General features: G+C 56.3%; 33 protein-coding genes. All 33 read left to right on the top strand.

Features of this window, described 5'->3' with window-relative positions; translation table 11 throughout:
• The first annotated feature begins 146 nt into the window (after positions 1-146).
• The 33 genes from rpsL (at position 147) to NJH59_RS04840 (ending at position 19,980) form a co-directional block, all read left to right on the top strand.
• Positions 147-518, top strand: a complete 372-nt coding sequence (gene rpsL / locus NJH59_RS05000) for a 30S ribosomal protein S12 (RefSeq protein ID WP_003186084.1) — start codon at positions 147-149, stop codon at positions 516-518.
• Between the two features lie 120 nt (positions 519-638).
• Entirely contained in the window at positions 639-1,109 is a 471-nt protein-coding gene (gene rpsG, locus NJH59_RS04995) for a 30S ribosomal protein S7 (protein ID WP_008089143.1), read from the top strand.
• Between the two features lie 30 nt (positions 1,110-1,139).
• Positions 1,140-3,287 (top strand): elongation factor G, encoded by a 2,148-nt coding sequence (fusA, locus tag NJH59_RS04990; protein ID WP_043861933.1) that lies wholly within the window; start codon positions 1,140-1,142, stop codon positions 3,285-3,287.
• A gap of 30 nt (positions 3,288-3,317) precedes the next feature.
• Positions 3,318-4,511 (top strand): elongation factor Tu, encoded by a 1,194-nt coding sequence (gene tuf / locus NJH59_RS04985; protein ID WP_043861932.1) that lies wholly within the window; start codon positions 3,318-3,320, stop codon positions 4,509-4,511.
• 143 nt (positions 4,512-4,654) lie between these two features.
• The gene (gene rpsJ / locus NJH59_RS04980) at positions 4,655-4,966 is read left to right on the top strand and encodes a 30S ribosomal protein S10 (protein WP_003186070.1); all 312 of its coding nucleotides are present in this window, start codon (positions 4,655-4,657) and stop codon (positions 4,964-4,966) included.
• A gap of 81 nt (positions 4,967-5,047) precedes the next feature.
• Positions 5,048-5,683 carry a 50S ribosomal protein L3 gene (gene rplC, locus NJH59_RS04975; protein ID WP_043861931.1) on the top strand — a complete coding sequence of 212 codons (636 nt, stop codon included), beginning with the start codon at positions 5,048-5,050 and terminating at the stop codon, positions 5,681-5,683.
• Between the two features lie 12 nt (positions 5,684-5,695).
• The gene (gene rplD, locus NJH59_RS04970) at positions 5,696-6,298 is read left to right on the top strand and encodes a 50S ribosomal protein L4 (RefSeq protein WP_010220305.1); all 603 of its coding nucleotides are present in this window, start codon (positions 5,696-5,698) and stop codon (positions 6,296-6,298) included.
• Positions 6,295-6,594: a 50S ribosomal protein L23 gene (gene rplW / locus NJH59_RS04965; RefSeq protein WP_009397515.1), complete on the top strand. Its 300-nt coding sequence runs from the start codon at positions 6,295-6,297 to the stop codon at positions 6,592-6,594. Before rplD ends, rplW begins: the two co-directional genes overlap by 4 nt.
• A 14-nt stretch (positions 6,595-6,608) precedes the next feature.
• A complete protein-coding gene (gene rplB, locus NJH59_RS04960) occupies positions 6,609-7,433 on the top strand; it encodes a 50S ribosomal protein L2 (RefSeq protein WP_078481646.1) in 825 nt (274 codons plus the stop codon).
• Between the two features lie 16 nt (positions 7,434-7,449).
• Positions 7,450-7,725: a 30S ribosomal protein S19 gene (rpsS, locus tag NJH59_RS04955; protein WP_002555486.1), complete on the top strand. Its 276-nt coding sequence runs from the start codon at positions 7,450-7,452 to the stop codon at positions 7,723-7,725.
• Positions 7,726-7,736: 11 nt separating this feature from the next.
• Complete coding sequence (gene rplV / locus NJH59_RS04950) at positions 7,737-8,069, top strand: 50S ribosomal protein L22 (protein ID WP_003103908.1); 333 nt, start codon at positions 7,737-7,739, stop codon at positions 8,067-8,069.
• 13 nt (positions 8,070-8,082) lie between these two features.
• Complete coding sequence (gene rpsC, locus NJH59_RS04945; RefSeq protein ID WP_010220308.1) at positions 8,083-8,769, top strand: 30S ribosomal protein S3; 687 nt, start codon at positions 8,083-8,085, stop codon at positions 8,767-8,769.
• 12 nt (positions 8,770-8,781) lie between these two features.
• Complete coding sequence (rplP, locus tag NJH59_RS04940; protein ID WP_003255479.1) at positions 8,782-9,195, top strand: 50S ribosomal protein L16; 414 nt, start codon at positions 8,782-8,784, stop codon at positions 9,193-9,195.
• Positions 9,195-9,386 carry a 50S ribosomal protein L29 gene (rpmC, locus tag NJH59_RS04935; protein WP_002555481.1) on the top strand — a complete coding sequence of 64 codons (192 nt, stop codon included), beginning with the start codon at positions 9,195-9,197 and terminating at the stop codon, positions 9,384-9,386. The genes rplP and rpmC overlap by 1 nt, the downstream gene beginning before the upstream one ends.
• Before the next feature lie 2 nt (positions 9,387-9,388).
• Positions 9,389-9,655, top strand: a complete 267-nt coding sequence (gene rpsQ, locus NJH59_RS04930; RefSeq protein WP_008374160.1) for a 30S ribosomal protein S17 — start codon at positions 9,389-9,391, stop codon at positions 9,653-9,655.
• Positions 9,656-9,678: 23 nt separating this feature from the next.
• Positions 9,679-10,047: a 50S ribosomal protein L14 gene (rplN, locus tag NJH59_RS04925; protein ID WP_002555479.1), complete on the top strand. Its 369-nt coding sequence runs from the start codon at positions 9,679-9,681 to the stop codon at positions 10,045-10,047.
• An 11-nt stretch (positions 10,048-10,058) separates the two neighbouring features.
• A complete protein-coding gene (rplX, locus tag NJH59_RS04920) occupies positions 10,059-10,373 on the top strand; it encodes a 50S ribosomal protein L24 (RefSeq protein WP_008374158.1) in 315 nt (104 codons plus the stop codon).
• Positions 10,374-10,393: 20 nt separating this feature from the next.
• On the top strand, positions 10,394-10,933 hold the full coding sequence (gene rplE, locus NJH59_RS04915; RefSeq protein ID WP_043861930.1) for a 50S ribosomal protein L5: 540 nt from the start codon (positions 10,394-10,396) through the stop codon (positions 10,931-10,933).
• A gap of 13 nt (positions 10,934-10,946) precedes the next feature.
• Positions 10,947-11,252: a 30S ribosomal protein S14 gene (gene rpsN / locus NJH59_RS04910; RefSeq protein ID WP_043861929.1), complete on the top strand. Its 306-nt coding sequence runs from the start codon at positions 10,947-10,949 to the stop codon at positions 11,250-11,252.
• Positions 11,253-11,460: 208 nt separating this feature from the next.
• The gene (rpsH, locus tag NJH59_RS04905; protein ID WP_010220313.1) at positions 11,461-11,853 is read left to right on the top strand and encodes a 30S ribosomal protein S8; all 393 of its coding nucleotides are present in this window, start codon (positions 11,461-11,463) and stop codon (positions 11,851-11,853) included.
• 12 nt (positions 11,854-11,865) lie between these two features.
• Positions 11,866-12,399: a 50S ribosomal protein L6 gene (gene rplF, locus NJH59_RS04900; protein ID WP_043861928.1), complete on the top strand. Its 534-nt coding sequence runs from the start codon at positions 11,866-11,868 to the stop codon at positions 12,397-12,399.
• Positions 12,400-12,409: 10 nt separating this feature from the next.
• Complete coding sequence (gene rplR / locus NJH59_RS04895; RefSeq protein WP_043861927.1) at positions 12,410-12,760, top strand: 50S ribosomal protein L18; 351 nt, start codon at positions 12,410-12,412, stop codon at positions 12,758-12,760.
• A 3-nt stretch (positions 12,761-12,763) separates the two neighbouring features.
• Positions 12,764-13,264 (top strand): 30S ribosomal protein S5, encoded by a 501-nt coding sequence (gene rpsE, locus NJH59_RS04890; RefSeq protein ID WP_043861926.1) that lies wholly within the window; start codon positions 12,764-12,766, stop codon positions 13,262-13,264.
• Between the two features lie 2 nt (positions 13,265-13,266).
• Entirely contained in the window at positions 13,267-13,443 is a 177-nt protein-coding gene (rpmD, locus tag NJH59_RS04885; RefSeq protein ID WP_010220317.1) for a 50S ribosomal protein L30, read from the top strand.
• 3 nt (positions 13,444-13,446) lie between these two features.
• Positions 13,447-13,881 (top strand): 50S ribosomal protein L15, encoded by a 435-nt coding sequence (gene rplO / locus NJH59_RS04880; RefSeq protein WP_010220318.1) that lies wholly within the window; start codon positions 13,447-13,449, stop codon positions 13,879-13,881.
• Complete coding sequence (gene secY / locus NJH59_RS04875) at positions 13,882-15,213, top strand: preprotein translocase subunit SecY (protein ID WP_043861925.1); 1,332 nt, start codon at positions 13,882-13,884, stop codon at positions 15,211-15,213.
• Between the two features lie 28 nt (positions 15,214-15,241).
• Complete coding sequence (rpmJ, locus tag NJH59_RS04870; protein ID WP_002555468.1) at positions 15,242-15,358, top strand: 50S ribosomal protein L36; 117 nt, start codon at positions 15,242-15,244, stop codon at positions 15,356-15,358.
• A 131-nt stretch (positions 15,359-15,489) separates the two neighbouring features.
• Positions 15,490-15,846 carry a 30S ribosomal protein S13 gene (gene rpsM, locus NJH59_RS04865; protein WP_043861924.1) on the top strand — a complete coding sequence of 119 codons (357 nt, stop codon included), beginning with the start codon at positions 15,490-15,492 and terminating at the stop codon, positions 15,844-15,846.
• A gap of 30 nt (positions 15,847-15,876) precedes the next feature.
• Positions 15,877-16,266: a 30S ribosomal protein S11 gene (gene rpsK, locus NJH59_RS04860; RefSeq protein ID WP_002555466.1), complete on the top strand. Its 390-nt coding sequence runs from the start codon at positions 15,877-15,879 to the stop codon at positions 16,264-16,266.
• A 15-nt stretch (positions 16,267-16,281) separates the two neighbouring features.
• Complete coding sequence (rpsD, locus tag NJH59_RS04855; RefSeq protein ID WP_043861923.1) at positions 16,282-16,902, top strand: 30S ribosomal protein S4; 621 nt, start codon at positions 16,282-16,284, stop codon at positions 16,900-16,902.
• Between the two features lie 22 nt (positions 16,903-16,924).
• Positions 16,925-17,926 carry a DNA-directed RNA polymerase subunit alpha gene (gene rpoA / locus NJH59_RS04850; RefSeq protein ID WP_003186012.1) on the top strand — a complete coding sequence of 334 codons (1,002 nt, stop codon included), beginning with the start codon at positions 16,925-16,927 and terminating at the stop codon, positions 17,924-17,926.
• 43 nt (positions 17,927-17,969) lie between these two features.
• The gene (gene rplQ, locus NJH59_RS04845; RefSeq protein ID WP_002555463.1) at positions 17,970-18,356 is read left to right on the top strand and encodes a 50S ribosomal protein L17; all 387 of its coding nucleotides are present in this window, start codon (positions 17,970-17,972) and stop codon (positions 18,354-18,356) included.
• Positions 18,357-18,531: 175 nt separating this feature from the next.
• On the top strand, positions 18,532-19,980 hold the full coding sequence (locus NJH59_RS04840) for a catalase (protein WP_078481647.1): 1,449 nt from the start codon (positions 18,532-18,534) through the stop codon (positions 19,978-19,980).
• Positions 19,981-20,061 lie beyond the last annotated feature (81 nt).

The following is a 20,061-nucleotide window of genomic DNA, read 5'->3' as shown; positions in this document are numbered from 1 at the left end:
GAGGGTGGGGGATGTCGGGGCCTTGCCTTGACGAGGGGCAAGATCCTCTTTAGACTCTTGTACCCCTAAATTTGGTGGGACTTCGTCCTGCCATTTTGCTTTTCTTGCAAGACAATAGCGTCGCAAGACAACAGTGGAGCTAGTAGATGGCAACTATCAACCAGCTGGTACGTCAGCCGCGTAAGCGTATCGTCGAGAAATCCGACGTTCCTGCGCTGCAGAACTGCCCGCAACGTCGTGGCGTGTGCACCCGTGTGTACACCACCACGCCGAAAAAACCTAACTCGGCACTGCGTAAAGTATGCCGTGTGCGTCTGACCAACGGTTTCGAGGTTTCCTCGTACATCGGTGGTGAAGGCCACAACCTGCAAGAGCACAGCGTGGTACTGATCCGCGGCGGTCGTGTAAAAGACTTGCCAGGTGTTCGTTACCACACCGTTCGCGGCTCCCTGGATACCTCCGGCGTCAAAGGTCGTAACCAAGGTCGTTCGAAGTACGGTACCAAGCGTCCGAAGTAATCGGCCGTTTGCAGCAATTTGCAGTTATCAATTTTATTGAGTCGATAAGAGTAAGGTCGGGCACGCAACCTCTGGGTTCCCTGTCCCGAGCTAACCTGAAGACCGTTTGAGGGCTTATCAATGCCAAGACGTCGTGTAGCAGCCAAGCGTGAGATTCTGGACGATCCAAAATACGGATCGCAGATTCTCGCCAAGTTCATGAACCACGTGATGGAAAGCGGCAAGAAGGCCGTTGCCGAGCGTATCGTTTACGGTGCGCTGGACAAGGTCAAAGAACGCAAGAACAGCGATCCCCTGGAAATCTTCGAGAAAGCTCTCGACGCCATCGCTCCGCTGGTCGAAGTGAAGTCGCGCCGTGTTGGCGGTGCTACTTACCAGGTTCCGGTCGAAGTTCGTCCGTCCCGTCGTAACGCCCTGGCAATGCGCTGGTTGGTAGACTACGCGCGCAAGCGCGGCGAGAAGTCTATGGCCCTGCGCCTGGCCGGCGAATTGCTGGATGCTGCTGAAGGCAAAGGTGCTGCAGTCAAGAAGCGTGAAGACGTACACCGTATGGCCGAAGCCAACAAAGCGTTCTCGCACTACCGCTTCTAATTCAGGCATCACTATTTTTGCGAGGGCTCTATGGCTCGTACTACACCAATCAACCGCTACCGTAACATTGGTATTTGCGCGCACGTTGACGCGGGCAAGACCACTACTACCGAGCGGATCCTGTTCTACACAGGCCTGAGCCACAAACTGGGCGAGGTGCATGATGGCGCCGCGACCACCGACTGGATGGTGCAGGAGCAGGAGCGGGGTATCACCATTACCTCCGCTGCTGTCACTACCTTCTGGAAAGGCTCCAAGGGTCAGTATGACAACTACCGCGTAAACGTCATCGATACCCCCGGCCACGTTGACTTCACCATTGAAGTTGAGCGTTCGCTGCGTGTACTCGACGGCGCTGTCGTTGTGTTCTGCGGTACCTCCGGCGTTGAGCCACAGTCCGAAACCGTATGGCGTCAAGCCAACAAGTACGGCGTTCCACGTGTTGTATACGTGAACAAGATGGACCGTGCCGGTGCCAACTTCCTGCGCGTCGTAGGTCAGATCAAGAACCGTCTGGGTCACACCCCGGTTCCTGTTCAGCTGGCCATCGGTTCGGAAGAGAACTTCCAGGGTCAGGTCGATCTGATCAAGATGAAGGCTATCTACTGGAACGAAGACGACAAAGGCACCACCTATCGCGAGGAAGAAATTCCTGCCGATATGCTGGAGCTGGCTCAAGAGTGGCGCTCCAACATGGTTGAAGCGGCTGCCGAGTCCAGCGAAGAGCTGATGAACAAGTACCTGGAAGGCGAAGAGCTGACCGTCGAAGAAATCAAGGCCGGTCTGCGCGCGCGTACCCTGGCCAGCGAGATCGTTCCGGCTGTCTGTGGTTCGTCGTTCAAGAACAAGGGCGTTCCCCTGGTTCTCGACGCCGTTATCGACTTCCTGCCTGCTCCTACCGAGATTCCTGCGATCAAGGGTATCCACCCTGACCTGATCGAGAAGCCAAAGGAAGAGCTGGTCGACGCCGATTACGACGAGCGTCATGCCGACGACAACGAGCCGTTCTCGGCTCTGGCGTTCAAGATTGCCACCGACCCGTTCGTTGGTACTCTGACTTTTGTCCGTGTTTACTCGGGTATGCTGCAGTCCGGCGACTCCGTGATCAACTCGGTCAAGGGCAAGAAAGAGCGCGTTGGTCGTATGGTGCAGATGCACGCCAACCAGCGTGAAGAAATCAAGGAAGTACTGGCCGGCGACATCGCTGCTCTGATCGGCATGAAGGACGTCACCACTGGTGACACCCTGTGCAACGCCGACAAGCCGATCATCCTCGAGCGTATGGACTTCCCTGAGCCTGTGATTTCGGTAGCTGTCGAGCCGAAAACCAAGCAGGACCAGGAAAAGATGGGTATCGCACTGGGCAAGCTGGCTCAGGAAGACCCGTCGTTCCGCGTCAAGACCGACGAAGAAACCGGCCAGACCATCATCTCGGGTATGGGCGAGCTTCACCTGGACATCCTCGTTGACCGCATGAAGCGCGAATTCAACGTCGAAGCCAACATCGGTAAGCCGCAGGTTTCCTATCGCGAGCAGATCACCAAAGACAACGTCGAAATCGAAGGCAAGTTCGTTCGTCAGTCCGGTGGTCGCGGTCAGTTCGGTCACTGCTGGATCCGCTTCTCGCAGCCAGACGTGGACGCACACGGCAACATCACCGAAGGCCTGGTTTTCACCAACGAGGTTGTGGGTGGTGTGGTTCCGAAGGAATACATCCCGGCGATCCAGAAGGGTATCGAAGAGCAGATGAAGAACGGCATCGTTGCCGGCTATCCGCTGATCGGCCTGAAGGCAACCGTGTTTGATGGTTCCTACCACGACGTCGACTCTAACGAGATGGCGTTCAAGGTGGCGGCCTCCATGGCGACCAAGCAACTCGCAGCCAAAGGCGGCGGTAAGGTGCTTGAGCCGATCATGAAGGTAGAAGTTGTGACCCCTGAGGACTACATGGGTGACGTGATGGGTGACCTGAACCGTCGTCGTGGTCTGATCCAGGGTATGGAAGATTCGGTGTCCGGCAAGGTTGTCCGTGCTGAAGTTCCGCTCGGAGAGATGTTCGGTTATGCGACCGACGTTCGTTCCATGTCCCAGGGTCGCGCGAGCTACTCCATGGAATTCTCCAAATACGCTGAGGCTCCGTCGAACATCGTCGAAGCGCTCGTTAAAAAACAAGGCTGATTCAGTCCTTTAGGCTAGGAGTTAATTGTCGTGGCTAAAGAAAAATTTGATCGTTCCCTTCCGCACGTCAACGTTGGCACCATCGGTCACGTTGACCACGGTAAAACCACTCTGACCGCAGCTCTGACTCGCGTCTGCTCCGAAGTTTTCGGTTCCGCAGTCGTTGAATTCGACAAGATCGACAGCGCTCCAGAAGAGAAAGCTCGCGGTATCACCATCAACACCGCTCACGTTGAGTACAACTCGACCATTCGTCACTACGCTCACGTCGACTGCCCAGGTCACGCTGACTACGTGAAGAACATGATCACCGGTGCTGCCCAGATGGACGGCGCGATCCTGGTTTGCTCGGCTGCCGATGGTCCGATGCCACAAACCCGTGAGCACATCCTGCTGTCCCGTCAGGTTGGCGTTCCGTACATCGTGGTCTTCCTGAACAAGGCTGACCTGGTAGACGACGCTGAGCTGCTGGAGCTGGTCGAGATGGAAGTTCGCGACCTGCTGTCCACCTATGATTTCCCAGGCGACGATACCCCGATCATCATCGGTTCGGCTCGTATGGCGCTGGAAGGCAAAGACGACAACGAAATGGGCACCACCGCTGTCAAGAAGCTGGTTGAGACTCTGGATACCTACATCCCAGAGCCTGAGCGCGCTATCGACAAGCCGTTCCTGATGCCAATCGAAGACGTATTCTCGATCTCGGGTCGTGGTACCGTTGTTACCGGTCGTATCGAGCGTGGCATCGTCCGCGTTCAAGACGCCCTGGAAATCGTTGGTCTGCGTGACACCACCACCACCACCTGCACCGGTGTTGAGATGTTCCGCAAGCTGCTGGACGAAGGTCGTGCTGGCGAGAACTGCGGCGTGCTGCTGCGCGGCACCAAGCGTGACGACGTTGAGCGTGGCCAGGTTCTGGTCAAGCCAGGTTCGGTCAAGCCGCACACCAAGTTCACCGCAGAAGTCTATGTTCTGAGCAAGGAAGAAGGCGGCCGTCACACTCCGTTCTTCAAAGGCTACCGTCCACAGTTCTACTTCCGTACTACTGACGTGACTGGTAACTGCGAGCTGCCAGAAGGCGTTGAAATGGTAATGCCGGGTGACAACATCCAGATGACTGTCACTCTGATCAAGACCATCGCGATGGAAGACGGTCTGCGCTTCGCTATCCGTGAAGGCGGTCGTACCGTCGGCGCCGGCGTCGTAGCCAAAATCATCGAGTAATCGTTGATCGTTTAGAAAGGCCCCCGCTTTTGCGGGGGCTTTTTTATTGGGTTGACACTCAGTGGGGGTGTCTATAGAATCACGCCTCCTTTTAACGGGCGTAGTGCGCCCGGTGGGAATAGCAGCCTGGAGTCTGAAATCCAATGCAAAATCAGCAAATCCGTATCAGGTTGAAGGCTTTTGACCATCGCCTGATCGACCAATCCACCCAGGAAATCGTGGAAACCGCGAAACGTACTGGTGCTCAAGTGCGTGGTCCAATTCCACTGCCTACCCGTAAAGAGCGGTTCACCGTTCTGGTCTCCCCGCACGTCAACAAAGACGCGCGTGACCAGTACGAGATCCGTACTCATAAGCGCGTACTGGACATCGTCCAGCCAACGGATAAAACCGTTGATGCTCTTATGAAGCTCGATCTTGCGGCAGGCGTGGAAGTGCAGATCAGCCTCGGCTAAGACTCGGGTCTTAGTCGTGTAACGCTCTGAAATGGGCGGCCATAGCGGGTGAAAGCCCCGTACACTCATGAGGTTTACAACATGACTATTGGTGTAGTCGGTCGTAAATGCGGTATGACCCGTATTTTCACCGAAGAAGGTGTCTCCATTCCGGTCACGGTCATTGAGATCGAGCCGAATCGCGTCACCCAGTTCAAAACCGAAGAAACTGATGGCTATCGCGCAGTGCAAGTCACTGTTGGCGAGCGTCGCGCTTCGCGTGTGACTGCTGCTCAAGCAGGTCACTTCGCTAAAGCGAACGTTGCCGCTGGTCGCGGTGTCTGGGAATTCCGTCTTGAAGAAGGCGAGTACCAGGCTGGCGACTTGATCAATGCAGAAATCTTCGCTGCTGGCCAAATGGTAGACGTTACCGGTCAGTCGAAAGGTAAAGGCTTTGCCGGTACCATCAAGCGTTGGAATTTCCGCGGTCAAGACAATACCCACGGTAACTCCGTTTCCCACCGCGTCCCGGGCTCTATCGGCCAGTGCCAGACTCCTGGTCGTGTATTCAAGGGCAAAAAAATGTCCGGTCACATGGGCGCCGAGCGCGTGACCGTTCAGTCCCTCGAAGTAGTGCGCGTCGACGCTGAACGCAATCTGTTGCTGGTCAAGGGTGCCGTTCCTGGCGCTACTGGCGGCAATCTGGTTGTGCGTCCGGCTGCCAAGGCTCGCGGTTAAGGGGAAGCTGACATGCAACTAAATGTAAATGACGCTCAAGCGATCGAAGTTTCCGAACTGACTTTCGGCGGCGAATTCAACGAGACGCTGGTACACCAAGCAGTCGTGGCCTACATGGCCGGCGGCCGTCAGGGCACCAAGCAGCAGAAAACCCGTTCCGACGTTGCTGGTGGCGGCAAGCGCCCATGGCGTCAGAAAGGCACTGGCCGCGCTCGTGCCGGTACTATCCGTAGCCCAATCTGGCGTGGCGGCGGTACCACTTTCGCAGCTCGTCCTCAAGACCACTCGCAGAAGCTCAACAAGAAGATGTACCGCGCAGCAATGCGTTCCATCCTCGCCGAGCTGGTGCGTACCGACCGTCTGGTCGTGGTTCAGGACTTCGCTGTTGAAGCACCGAAAACCAAAGACCTGCTGAACAAACTGAACGGCATGGGTCTGAGCGACGTACTGATCGTTTCTGATGCTGTTGATCAGAATCTGTACCTGGCTGCTCGCAACCTGCCGCACGTCGACGTACGTGACGTACAGGGTTCCGATCCGGTCAGTCTGATCGCATACGACAAGGTGTTGATCACCGTGTCGGCCGTGAAGAAATTCGAGGAGCTGCTGGGATGAACCAGGAACGCGTATTTAAAGTTCTACTTGGCCCGCACGTTTCCGAGAAGGCCACGGTTCTGGCTGACAAGAAAGGCCAGTTCGTTTTCAAGGTTGCTACCGACGCAACCAAGCTGGAAATCAAGAAGGCCGTCGAAAGCCTGTTCAGCGTGAAAGTGGAAAGCGTGACTACCCTGAACGTTCTGGGTAAGACCAAGCGTACCGCTCGCGGTCTGGGCAAGCGTAATGACTGGAAGAAGGCGATCATCTCCCTTCAACCCGGCCAAGATCTCGATTTCAGCAGCAGTGCTGAGTAAGGAAGGGGTGCATCATGGCAATCGTTAAATGCAAACCGACTTCCCCTGGCCGCCGTTTCGTGGTCAAGGTGGTCAACAAGGAGCTGCATAAAGGCGCTCCTCACGCACCGCTGCTCGAGAAGAAATCGAAGTCTGGTGGTCGTAACAACAATGGCCGCATCACTACGCGTCACGTAGGTGGTGGTCATAAGCAGCATTACCGTATGGTCGACTTCCGTCGCAACGACAAGGACGGCATCGTCGCCACTGTCGAGCGTATCGAATACGACCCGAACCGTACTGCTCACATCGCACTGCTCTGCTACGCAGACGGCGAGCGCCGCTACATCATCGCCCCTAAAGGCGTGAGTGCTGGCGACCAGCTGATCGCAGGTGCTCTGGCTCCAATCAAGCCAGGCAACTCCCTGCAACTGCGCAACATTCCAGTGGGTAGCACCATTCACGGCATCGAACTGAAGCCGGGCAAAGGTGCACAGATCGCTCGTTCCGCTGGTGCTTCGGCTCAGCTGATCGCTCGCGAAGGTGTCTATGTGACCCTGCGTCTGCGCTCTGGTGAAATGCGTAAAGTCCTGGCTGAGTGCCGTGCGACCCTGGGCGAAGTCTCGAACTCCGAGCACAGCCTGCGTTCGCTGGGTAAAGCTGGTGCCAAACGCTGGCGTGGCGTTCGCCCAACCGTTCGTGGTGTTGCCATGAACCCGGTTGACCACCCACATGGTGGTGGTGAAGGTCGTACCTCCGGTGGTCGTCATCCGGTATCGCCATGGGGCTTCCCGACTAAGGGCGCGAAGACTCGTGGTAATAAGCGTACCGACAAAATGATCGTCCGTCGTCGCAAGTAAATAGAGGGATACGACAGTGCCACGTTCTCTGAAAAAAGGTCCTTTTATCGATCTTCACCTACTGAAGAAGATCGAAGTGGCGGCGGAAAAGAACGATCGCAAACCAGTTAAGACCTGGTCGCGCCGTTCGATGATCCTGCCACAAATGGTCGGTCTGACCATCGCGGTACACAACGGTCGCCAACACGTCCCAGTTCTCGTGAACGAAGACATGGTCGGCCATAAACTGGGCGAGTTCGCCGGTACCCGCACCTACCGCGGGCACGTGGCTGACAAGAAAGCCAAGCGTTAAGGGGTAAGGAAATGGAAGTAGCCGCTAAGTTGTCGGGCGCTCGCATCTCCGCCCAGAAAGCCCGCTTGGTCGCCGACCAGATCCGCGGGAAGAAGGTGGGCGAAGCGCTCAACCTGTTGGCCTTCAGCAGCAAAAAAGCCGCTGAAATCATGAAGAAAGTCCTCGAGTCGGCCGTAGCCAACGCCGAGCATAACGAAGGCGCAGACGTTGATGACCTGAAGGTCTCCACCGTTTTCGTCAACGAAGGGCGTTCGCTGAAGCGCATCATGCCGCGTGCCAAAGGCCGCGCTGATCGCATCGTCAAGCGGTCTTGCCATATCACTGTCAAGGTTGCGGACAAGTAACGGAGTCGATCAGATGGGTCAGAAAGTACATCCCACTGGCATTCGCCTGGGAATCGTCAAGGAGCACACCTCCGTCTGGTACGCAGACGGTCGGACTTATGCGGACTATTTGCTCGCAGATCTGAATGTGCGTGAGTACCTCCAAGACAAACTAAAAAGCGCGTCCGTTAGCCGTATCGATATCCATCGTCCGGCTCAAACTGCACGCATCACCATCCACACCGCTCGTCCAGGTATCGTTATCGGGAAGAAAGGTGAAGATGTTGAGAAACTGCGTCAGGACCTGACCAAGCAAATGGGTGTGCCTGTGCACATCAATATCGAAGAGATCCGCAAGCCGGAACTCGACGGTATGCTGGTAGCTCAGAGCGTAGCTCAGCAGCTGGAGCGTCGTGTGATGTTCCGTCGCGCCATGAAGCGCGCCGTACAGAACGCCATGCGTATTGGTGCCAAGGGCATCAAGATCCAGGTGAGCGGTCGTCTCGGCGGTGCTGAAATCGCACGTACTGAATGGTATCGCGAAGGTCGTGTGCCACTGCACACCCTGCGTGCCGACATCGACTATGCCACTTACGAAGCTCACACCACTTACGGTGTGATCGGTGTGAAGGTTTGGATTTTCAAAGGCGAAGTTATTGGTGGTCGCCAAGAAGAACTGAAACCACAAGCACCAGCGCCTCGTAAAAAAGCTGCTAAGTAAGGGGTACGCCAAATGTTGCAACCAAAGCGTACAAAATTCCGCAAGCAGATGACTGGCCACAACCGTGGTCTGGCACTGCGCGGTAGCAAAGTCAGCTTCGGCGAGTTTGCTCTGAAAGCTGTTGCTCGCGGTCGTCTCACCGCTCGCCAGATCGAATCGGCACGTCGTGCCCTGACCCGTCACGTAAAACGTGGCGGCAAGATCTGGATCCGTGTATTCCCGGACAAGCCGATCTCCAAGAAGCCTCTCGAAGTGCGGATGGGTAAAGGTAAGGGTTCCGTGGAGTACTGGGTTGCCCAGATCCAGCCAGGCAAGGTCCTGTACGAGATCGAGGGTGTTTCTGAAGAGCTGGCGCGTGAGGCATTCGCCTTGGCGGCTGCAAAGCTGCCTCTCGCCACCTCCTTTGTTAAGCGGACGGTGATGTGATGAAAGCGAATGAACTTCGTGAAAAATCAGCACAGCAGCTGAACGAGCAACTGCTCGGCTTGCTGCGCGACCAGTTCAATCTGCGTATGCAGAAGGCAACTGGCCAGTTGGGGCAGTCGCACCTGCTCTCGCAAGTTAAGCGTGACATCGCTCGCGTGAAAACTGTGCTCAACCAGCAGGCAGGTAAGTGATCATGGCTGAAGCTGAAAAAACCGTCCGTACGCTGACTGGCCGTGTCGTCAGCGACAAGATGGACAAAACCATCACCGTACTGATCGAGCGTCGCGTAAAGCACCCGATCTACGGTAAATACGTTAAGCGTTCGACTAAGCTGCACGCGCACGACGAAACCAACCAGTGCCACATCGGCGACAAGGTCTCCATCCGCGAGACTCGTCCGCTGGCCAAGACCAAGTCCTGGGCACTGGTTGAAGTTCTCGAACGCGCTGTTGAAGTCTAAGGGCTAGGGGTCGGAGAAATTTTATGATTCAGACTCAATCCATGCTCGATGTGGCCGATAACAGCGGCGCTCGTCGCGTCATGTGCATCAAGGTGCTCGGCGGTTCGCACCGTCGCTACGCCGGTATCGGTGACATCATCAAGGTAACCGTCAAGGAAGCAATTCCTCGCGGTAAAGTGAAGAAAGGCCAGGTGATGACTGCTGTTGTAGTCCGCACTCGCCACGGTGTCCGTCGTGCTGACGGCTCCATCATCCGCTTTGATGGCAATGCTGCTGTTCTGCTGAACAACAAGCAAGAGCCGATCGGCACCCGTATCTTTGGGCCAGTGACCCGTGAACTTCGTACTGAGAAGTTCATGAAGATCGTCTCGCTCGCCCCAGAAGTGCTGTAAGGAGATCCGACATGCAAAAGATTCGTCGTGACGACGAGATCATCGTGATCGCCGGCAAAGACAAAGGTAAGCGCGGTAAGGTGCTCAAGGTTCTCGCTGACGACCGTCTGGTCGTTGGTGGGATCAACCTGGTGAAGCGTCATACCAAGCCTAACCCTATGTCGGGCGTACAAGGCGGTATCGTCGAGAAAGAAGCGCCACTGCACGCTTCCAACGTCGCCATCTTCAACGGCGAAACCAACAAGGCTGACCGCGTTGGTTTCAAAGTAGAAGAAGGCAAAAAAATTCGTGTCTTCAAGTCGACCCAAAAAGCGGTTGATGCTTGAACACTGCTAGGTAGAAGACCATGGCACGACTGAAAGAGATTTACCGGAAGGAAATTGCTCCCAAGCTTAAGGAAGAACTTAAGCTGGCGAACGTGATGGAAGTTCCGCGCGTTACCAAGATCACCCTGAACATGGGTCTGGGCGAAGCTGTCGGCGACAAGAAAGTCATCGAGCACGCTGTAGCTGACCTCGAGAAGATCACCGGTCAAAAAGCCGTTGTGACTTTCGCTCGGAAATCCATCGCGGGCTTCAAAGTCCGTGAGGGCTGGCCGATCGGCGTCAAAGTCACTCTGCGCCGTGATCGTATGTACGAATTCCTGGACCGCCTGCTGGCGATCTCCCTGCCTCGGGTTCGCGACTTCCGCGGCCTGAATGCCAAGTCCTTCGACGGTCGTGGCAACTACAGCATGGGCGTGAAAGAGCAGATCATCTTCCCGGAAATCGACTACGACAAGATCGATGCTCTGCGCGGTCTGGACATTACCCTGACCACCACTGCTCGTACGGATGACGAAGGTCGCGCTCTGCTGCGCGCTTTCAAATTCCCGTTCCGCAACTGATTGGAGTAGGAAAATGGCCAAGAAGAGCATGAAAAACCGCGAGCTGAAGCGTCAGCTCACGGTTGCTAAATACGCCAAGAAGCGTGCTGAGCTCAAAGCTACCATCGTTAATCTGAATGCAACTCCAGAAGAACGTTGGGCAGCCTCGATCGCTCTGCAGAAGCAGCCACGTGACGCAAGCGCCTCGCGCATGCGTAACCGCTGCCGCATCACCGGTCGTCCACACGGCGTTTACCGCAAGTTCGGCCTCGGCCGTAACAAGCTGCGTGAAGCAGCAATGCGCGGTGACGTTCCAGGTCTGGTCAAAGCCAGCTGGTAAGACGTACCGGCAGGGCCCTGGCGGCGGGGGAGTGATCTTCCGACCGCCGGTGATCTTGCAACGAAACAAGCCCCTTATGGGGCTTGTTTCGTTTCTGGGATGTGTCTAGAATGACCGGCTCACCTGAGCCCGGGTTTTTTGCCCGTTGTGTTCAGGTGACTGTAGTAGCCGAAAGGCTAATTTTTCTTGTATCAGGAGCGTCTAGCCCATGAGTATGCAGGACCCGTTAGCGGACATGCTAACTCGAATCCGTAATGCCCAGATGGCTGAAAAGTCCGTCGTAAGCATGCCGTCCTCGACCCTGAAGGTGGCTGTAGCCAAAGTTCTGAAAGACGAAGGTTACATCGCGGGTTATCAGGTCAGCAGTGAAGTCAAACCTTCGCTGTCCATCGAGCTGAAATACTTCGAAGGCCGTCCGGTCATCGAGGAAGTCAAGCGCGTAAGTCGTCCAGGCCTGCGTCAGTACAAGTCCGTCGAAGAACTGCCGAAAGTACGTGGCGGTCTGGGCGTGTCTATCGTCTCCACCAACAAAGGTGTGATGACTGATCGTGCTGCGCGCGCTGCCGGTGTCGGCGGCGAAGTACTCTGCACAGTGTTCTAAGGGGGGATAAGCATGTCTCGCGTCGCTAAGAACCCCGTTAAGCTGCCAGCCGGTGTCGAAGTCAAATTCGTCGGCCAACAGCTTTCGGTGAAGGGTGCCAAGGGCACTCTCGAACTGAACGTTCACTCGTCCGTTGAAGTTGTTGAAGAAGCTGGTGAGCTGCGTTTCGCTGCTCGCAACGGCGACCAACAAACTCGCGCAATGGCCGGCACTACCCGTGCACTCGTGAACAACATGGTCCAGGGCGTAAGCCAAGGCTTCGAGCGCAAGCTCCAGCTGGTCGGTGTTGGTTACAAGGCGCAAGCCAAGGGCACCGTGCTGAACCTGGCGCTCGGCTTCTCGCACCCAGTGGATTATGAACTGCCTGAGGGCATCACCGCTGAGACCCCTAGCCAGACCGACATCCTGATCAAGGGTATCGACAAGCAGCTGGTAGGTCAGGTGGCCGCTGAAATCCGCGACTTCCGTCCACCAGAGCCGTACAAAGGCAAGGGTGTGCGTTACGCGGACGAAGTCGTCCGTCGTAAAGAAGCCAAGAAGAAGTAGGGCATAGCAAATGACCGACAAAAAAGTTACTCGACTGCGTCGCGCTCGCAAAGCACGCCTGAAAATGCACGAACTCGAAGTCGTGCGTCTCTGCGTGTTCCGCTCCTCGCAGCACATCTATGCCCAGGTCATTTCGGCCGACGGCAGCAAAGTCCTGGCCAGCGCCTCGACTTTGGACAAAGACCTGCGTGATGGCGCCACTGGCAACATCGACGCGGCCACTAAGGTTGGCAAGCTGGTAGCTGAGCGCGCGAAAGCCGCCGGTGTATCTCAAGTTGCCTTTGACCGTTCTGGCTTCAAGTACCACGGCCGCGTTAAAGCGCTGGCAGATGGTGCTCGTGAAGGCGGACTGGAGTTCTAAGTTATGTCAAATAACGATCAAAAGCGCGACGAAGGCTACATCGAGAAGCTGGTTCAAGTTAACCGCGTAGCCAAAACCGTAAAAGGCGGCCGTATCTTCACCTTCACCGCGTTGACCGTGGTAGGTGATGGCAAGGGTCGCGTTGGTTTCGGCCGTGGCAAATCGCGCGAAGTACCTGCTGCGATCCAGAAAGCCATGGAAGCTGCCCGTCGCAACATGATTCAGGTAGACCTGAACGGCACCACTCTGCAGTACGCCACCAAGTCCGCCCACGGCGCTTCGAAGGTGTACATGCAGCCTGCTTCCGACGGTACCGGTATCATCGCCGGTGGCGCGATGCGTGCTGTCCTGGAAGTTGCTGGCGTTCAGAACGTCCTGGCCAAGTGCTACGGCTCGACCAACCCAGTGAACGTGGTTCATGCCACTTTCAAGGGTCTGAAGGCTATGCAATCTCCTGAATCCATTGCTGCCAAGCGCGGCAAGAGCGTCGAGGAGATCCGCTGATCATGGCTACCGTCAAAGTAACGCTGATCAAAAGCACCGCCGGCCGTCTCCCTAACCACAAACTGTGTGTTAAGGGTCTGGGTCTGCGCCGCATCGGTCACACTGTAGAAGTCCTGGATACTCCCGAGAATCGCGGGATGATCAACAAGGCTTACTACATGCTGCGCGTCGAGGGTTAATCGATGAAACTCAATGATCTGAGTCCAGCGCCGGGTTCCCGTCGCGAGAAGCATCGTCCGGGTCGTGGTATCGGTAGTGGTTTGGGCAAGACCGGTGGCCGCGGCCACAAAGGTCAGACCTCCCGCTCCGGTGGCACCATCGCTCCAGGCTTTGAAGGCGGTCAACAGCCGCTGCACCGTCGTCTGCCGAAATTCGGCTTCGTTTCCCTGAAAGCCATGGACCGCGCAGAAGTGCGTCTGTCCGAGCTGGCCAAAGTGGAAGGCGACGTTGTCACCGTGCAATCCTTGAAGGATGCCAACGTGATTAACCAAAACGTACAGCGTGTGAAAATCATGCTGTCCGGCGAAGTTACTCGCGCGGTCACCATCAAGGGTATCGCAGCCACCAAAGGTGCGCGTGCGGCTATCGAAGCAGCTGGCGGCAAGTTCGAGGAATAAATGGCTAAGCAAGGTGCTCTCTCTTCGCTCGGTAAAGGCGGGATGTCTGAACTTTGGGCTCGTCTGCGTTTTCTGTTTCTGGCGATCATCGTCTATCGGATAGGCGCACACATCCCAGTTCCAGGCATCAACCCGGACCGGCTGGCGGAACTGTTTCGACAGAATGAGGGGACCATTCTTAGCTTGTTCAACATGTTTTCCGGCGGCGCGCTGGAACGGATGAGCATCTTTGCACTGGGGATCATGCCGTACATTTCGGCATCGATCATCATGCAGCTGATGACCGCCGTCAGCCCGCAGCTGGAGCAGTTGAAGAAGGAAGGTGAAGCTGGCCGTCGCAAGATCAGCCAGTACACCCGCTACGGCACCGTTATCCTGGCGCTGGTCCAGGCTGTTGGCATGTCCATCGGCCTGGCCGGTCAGGGTGTAGCGTTTTCTGCTGACTTTGGCTTCCATTTCGTCGCGGTCTCCACGTTTGTGGCGGGTGCGATGTTCATGATGTGGCTGGGTGAGCAAATCACGGAGCGCGGTGTAGGCAACGGTATCTCGATGTTGATTTTCGCAGGTATCGTCGCCGGTCTTCCGAGAGCAATCGGGCAGTCTTTCGAGTCTGCACGTACGGGCGATATCAACATTTTCGCTCTGGTCGCTATCGGTTTGCTGGCAGTAGCGATTATCGGTTTTGTGGTGTTCATTGAGCGTGGTCAGCGTCGAATCGCCGTTCACTACGCCAAGCGTCAGCAGGGCCGCAAGGTCTTCGCTGCGCAGACTAGCCACTTGCCGCTGAAGGTGAACATGGCCGGGGTCATCCCAGCCATCTTCGCAAGCAGCATTTTGCTGTTCCCGGCTTCGCTGGGTGCCTGGTTTGGTCAGTCTGAAGGTATGGGCTGGCTGCAGGACATCTCGCAGTCGATCGCTCCTGGTCAGCCGTTGAATATTCTGCTGTTTAGTGCAGGGATTATTTTCTTCTGCTTCTTCTATACGGCGTTGATGTTCAATCCGAAAGACGTAGCGGAAAACCTGAAGAAGTCCGGTGCCTTTATTCCGGGCATCCGTCCAGGCGAGCAGTCGGCGCGCTACATTGATGGCGTTCTGACCCGCTTGACCATGTTCGGTGCTCTTTATATGACGGCCGTGTGTCTGTTGCCCCAGTTCCTGGTGGTAGCGGCAAACGTTCCGTTCTACCTTGGCGGGACCTCGTTGCTGATTGTGGTAGTGGTTGTGATGGACTTCATGTCCCAAGTACAATCGCACCTCGTTTCGCACCAGTACGAATCCCTGATGAAGAAAGCCAACCTGAAAGGCTACGGTGGCAGCGGAATGCTGCGCTGAGAGACCCTTAAGGTTCGAGGAGTTGGTGATGAAAGTTCGTGCATCGGTGAAAAAGCTGTGCCGTAACTGCAAAATTATTCGCCGCGAAGGTGTTGTGCGAGTGATTTGCAGCGCGGAACCACGTCACAAGCAGCGCCAAGGCTGAGTGTGATCTGTGCTTCAAACCCAGCAGCTAGTGCGCTGCTGGGTTGATTATTTGTTTCTACAGCGATATTATCTCGCGCCCTATTTCTTGGCTTCCGGGGCGTAGGTAGCTGTCAATTGGAGTCCCACTGAATGGCCCGTATTGCAGGCGTTAACATTCCAGATAACAAGCACACTGTTATCTCGCTGACCTACATCTATGGTGTCGGTCGCACAACTGCACAGAAAATCTGTGCAGACACTGGGGTCAACCCAGCCGTGAAGATCAAAGATCTGAGCGACGAGCAGATTGAACAGCTGCGTAGCGAAGTTGCGAAGTTCACCACTGAAGGTGACCTGCGTCGCGACATCAACATGAAAATCAAGCGGTTGATGGACCTGGGTTGCTACCGCGGCCTGCGTCATCGTCGGGGTCTGCCAGTACGCGGTCAGCGTACCAAGACCAACGCGCGTACCCGTAAAGGTCCGCGTAAGCCGATCCGCAAGTAATCGCACCAGCGAATCGACAGGAATATAGACATGGCAAAACCTGCTGCTCGTCCTCGTAAAAAAGTTAAAAAGACAGTGGTTGATGGCATCGCCCACATCCATGCGTCCTTTAACAACACCATCGTGACCATTACCGATCGTCAAGGTAACGCCCTGTCCTGGGCTACCTCCGGCGGTTCGGGTTTCCGCGGTTCCCGCAAGTCCACCCCGTTCGCTGCTCAAGTAGCTGCTGAGCGTGCTGGTCAAGCTGCGCTGGAATATGGTCTGAAGAACCTCGACGTCAACGTCAAGGGTCCAGGTCCAGGTCGTGAGTCCGCTGTTCGTGCTCTGAACGGCTGTGGCTACAAGATCGCCAGCATCACCGACGTGACGCCAATCCCGCATAACGGGTGCCGTCCGCCGAAGAAGCGCCGCGTGTAATCAGGAGACAGATAAATGGCACGTTACATTGGTCCAAAATGCAAACTGTCTCGTCGTGAAGGCACCGATCTGTTCCTGAAGAGCGGCGTTCGCGCTCTGGAATCGAAGTGCAACATCGAAGCAGCCCCAGGTATTCACGGTCAGCGCCGCGGTCGTCAGTCCGACTACGGCACCCAGCTGCGTGAAAAGCAAAAAGTCCGTCGTATCTACGGCGTGCTCGAGCGTCAGTTCAGCGGTTACTACAAGCAAGCGGCCTCCTCGAAGGGCGCTACTGGTGAGAACCTGCTGCAACTGCTCGAATGCCGTCTGGATAACGTCGTTTATCGTATGGGCTTTGGCGCTACTCGTGCCGAATCCCGTCAGCTGGTTTCGCACAAAGCGATCAGCGTTAACGGCAAGACTGTAAACGTTCCGTCCTACCAAGTTCGTCCGGGTGACGTGGTCGCGGTTCGCGAGAAGTCGCTGAACCAGCTGCGCATTGTTCAAGCCCTTGAACTGTGCGCCCAGCGTGGCCGCGTTGAGTGGGTAGATGTAGACACCGCGAAGAAGTCGGGCGTTTTCAAGAACGTTCCTGCTCGCAGTGATCTGTCTGCCGACATCAACGAAAGCCTGATTGTCGAGCTCTACTCCAAGTAAGGGCTAGAAAATAGGTGCATCCATGCAGATTTCGGTAAATGAGTTCCTGACGCCCCGCCACATCGATGTGCAGGTCGTCAGTCCAACCCGCGCTAAAATCACTCTCGAGCCTCTCGAGCGTGGTTTTGGCCATACCCTGGGCAACGCGCTGCGCCGCATCCTGTTGTCCTCCATGCCTGGCTGTGCAGTAGTCGAGGCCGAGATCGACGGTGTACTCCACGAGTACTCCGCCATCGAAGGTGTTCAGGAAGACGTCATTGAAATCCTGTTGAACCTGAAAGGCCTGGCTATCAAACTGCACGGTCGTGACGAAGTTACGCTGACCTTGTCGAAGAAGGGTTCGGGGGTGGTTACCGCTGCCGATATTCAGCTGGATCATGATGTCGAGATCGTTAACCCCGATCACGTAATCGCTAACCTGGCGTCCAATGGCGCCTTGAACATGAAGCTCACCGTAGCTCGTGGTCGTGGTTATGAACCGGCCGATTCGCGTCAGAGCGATGAAGACGAAAGCCGCAGCATTGGTCGCTTGCAGCTCGACTCTTCGTTCAGCCCGGTTCGCCGTATCGCATACGTGGTGGAAAACGCCCGTGTCGAGCAGCGTACTAACCTGGACAAGCTGGTTATTGATCTGGAAACCAACGGTACTCTGGATCCTGAAGAGGCAATCCGTCGTGCTGCAACCATCCTGCAACAGCAGTTGGCTGCATTCGTCGACCTCAAGGGTGACAGCGAACCAGTGGTAGTCGAACAGGAAGACGAGATCGATCCGATCCTGCTTCGTCCGGTTGACGATCTGGAATTGACCGTGCGTTCGGCCAACTGCCTTAAGGCGGAGAACATTTACTACATCGGCGACCTGATTCAGCGTACCGAAGTAGAACTGTTGAAGACTCCGAACCTGGGCAAGAAATCCTTGACCGAAATCAAGGACGTTCTGGCCTCCCGTGGTCTGTCCCTCGGCATGCGCCTCGACAACTGGCCGCCTGCAAGTCTTAAGAAGGACGACAAGGCGACTGCCTGATCGTCGTAATCACCGAACGTAGTGTTTGGTAAGGAATGAACCCATGCGTCATCGTAAAAGTGGACGTCACCTGAGCCGTACCAGCTCTCACCGTAAGGCCATGTTCCAGAACATGGCGGTGTCGCTGTTCGAGCACGAGCTGATCAAAACTACTCTGCCAAAAGCCAAGGAACTGCGCCGCGTTGCCGAGCCGCTGATCACCCTGGCCAAGGAAGACAGCGTTGCTAACCGTCGTCTGGCTTTCGACCGTACCCGTTCGAAAGAAATCGTCGGTAAGCTGTTCAACGATCTGGGCAAGCGCTATGCCACCCGTCAGGGCGGCTACCTGCGTATCCTCAAGTGCGGTTTCCGCGCTGGCGATAACGCACCTATGGCGTACGTCGAGCTGGTTGATCGTCCTGTTGGTGGCTCGGTTGAAGCTGCTGAGTAAGGCGAACAGTCTGTAACAAGGAACCGGGCCCAGTGCCCGGTTTTTTGTTTCTGCGTGAATTGAAATAATCTATTGATCTCAGTCATGTAATGAATTTGATGGTGTCATGTTCCTGGTCGATACTTCTGCCTACGCCGATTAGCCGGCCGCAAAAGTCTGATTAAGGAGAGAGTGCATGAGCCAGAACAAAACGCTGACCACCGCCAGTGGCGCGCCGGTCGCCGACAACCAGAACTCGCGTTCGGCAGGCCCGCGGGGTCCGTTGTTGCTGGAAGACTTCCACCTGATTGAAAAGCTTGCGCACTTCAACCGCGAGAACATCCCTGAGCGCCGTGTACACGCCAAGGGGTCGGGTGCCTATGGCACGTTCACCGTCAGCCGTGATATCACCCAGTACACCTGCGCCAAGCTGTTCAGCAGCGTCGGCAAGCAGACCGAGACCTTCCTGCGTTTCTCCACAGTGGGTGGCGAGCGGGGTTCGGCCGATACCGAGCGTGACCCTCGCGGTTTTGCACTCAAGTTCTACACCGAGGAAGGCAACTGGGACATCGTGGGCAACAACACGCCGGTGTTCTTCATCCGTGATCCGTTGAAGTTCCCGGACTTCATCCACACCCAGAAGCGCCTGCCTCAAAGCAACCTGAAAAGCCCGCAGATGATGTGGGACTTCTGGTCGCATTCGCCCGAATCGCTGCACCAGGTCACCATCCTGTTCTCCGACCGCGGCATCCCGGATGGCTACCGTCACATGCACGGTTTTGGCAGCCACACCTACAGCCTGATCAACGCACAGGGCCAGCGTACCTGGGTCAAGTGGCACTTCAAGACCAAGCAGGGCATCAAGAACCTGGCGCCTGCCGAGGCGGCCCGCCTGGCCGGTACCGACCCGGATTACGCCCAGCGCGACCTGTTCGAAGCAATCGAGCGCGGTGACTTCCCGAAATGGAGCGTGTGCATCCAGGTAATGAGCGAAGCCGAGGCCGCCAGCCGTGCCGAGAACCCGTTCGACGTGACCAAGACCTGGTCGCAGAAGGACTATCCGCTGATCGAGGTGGGCGAACTGGAGCTCAACCGCAACCCGCTCAACTACTTTGCCGAAGTCGAGCAGGCCGCGTTCGGCCCCAGCAACATGATCCCGGGTGTGGGGCTGTCGCCAGACCGCATGCTGCAGGGCCGCGTATTCGCCTACGCAGACGCTCACCGTTACCGTGTGGGTACCAACCACCAGCAACTGCCGGTAAACGCCCCACGCAGCCCGGTGAACAGCTACCAGCGCGATGGTTCGATGGCCTTTGGCAGCAACGGCGGCGCGGCGCCCAACTACGAGCCCAACAGCTACGCCGACGCACCCAAGCAGGCCCCGCAGTACGCTGAGCCTGCACTGGCCCTCGGTGGTGCAGCAGACCGTTACGATCATCGTGAAGACACCGACTACTACAGCCATGCCGGTGCGCTGTTCCGCCTGATGAACGATGAGCAGAAGGCCCTGCTGATCGCCAACATCGCCGGCACCATGGCCAGCGTCTCGCGCGATGTCGTGGATCGTCAGCTGCAGCACTTCTTCAAGGCCGATCCGGCCTACGGAGGGGGAATCGCAAAGGCATTGGGTCTCAATCTGGCCTAAGTCGAAGTGATAAGAAGAACCGCCCTCATCTGGGCGGTTTTTCAATGCAATTGACTACTGTTTACCCACTTTTTTAGCGGT

The sequence above is a fragment of the Pseudomonas sp. VE 267-6A genome, assembly GCF_024126555.1.
GTDB classification, from domain to species: Bacteria; Pseudomonadota; Gammaproteobacteria; order Pseudomonadales; family Pseudomonadaceae; genus Aquipseudomonas; species Aquipseudomonas palmensis.
The sequence above is the reverse complement of the archived record's forward strand: the minus strand, read 5'-3'. Positions and strand labels throughout refer to the sequence as shown.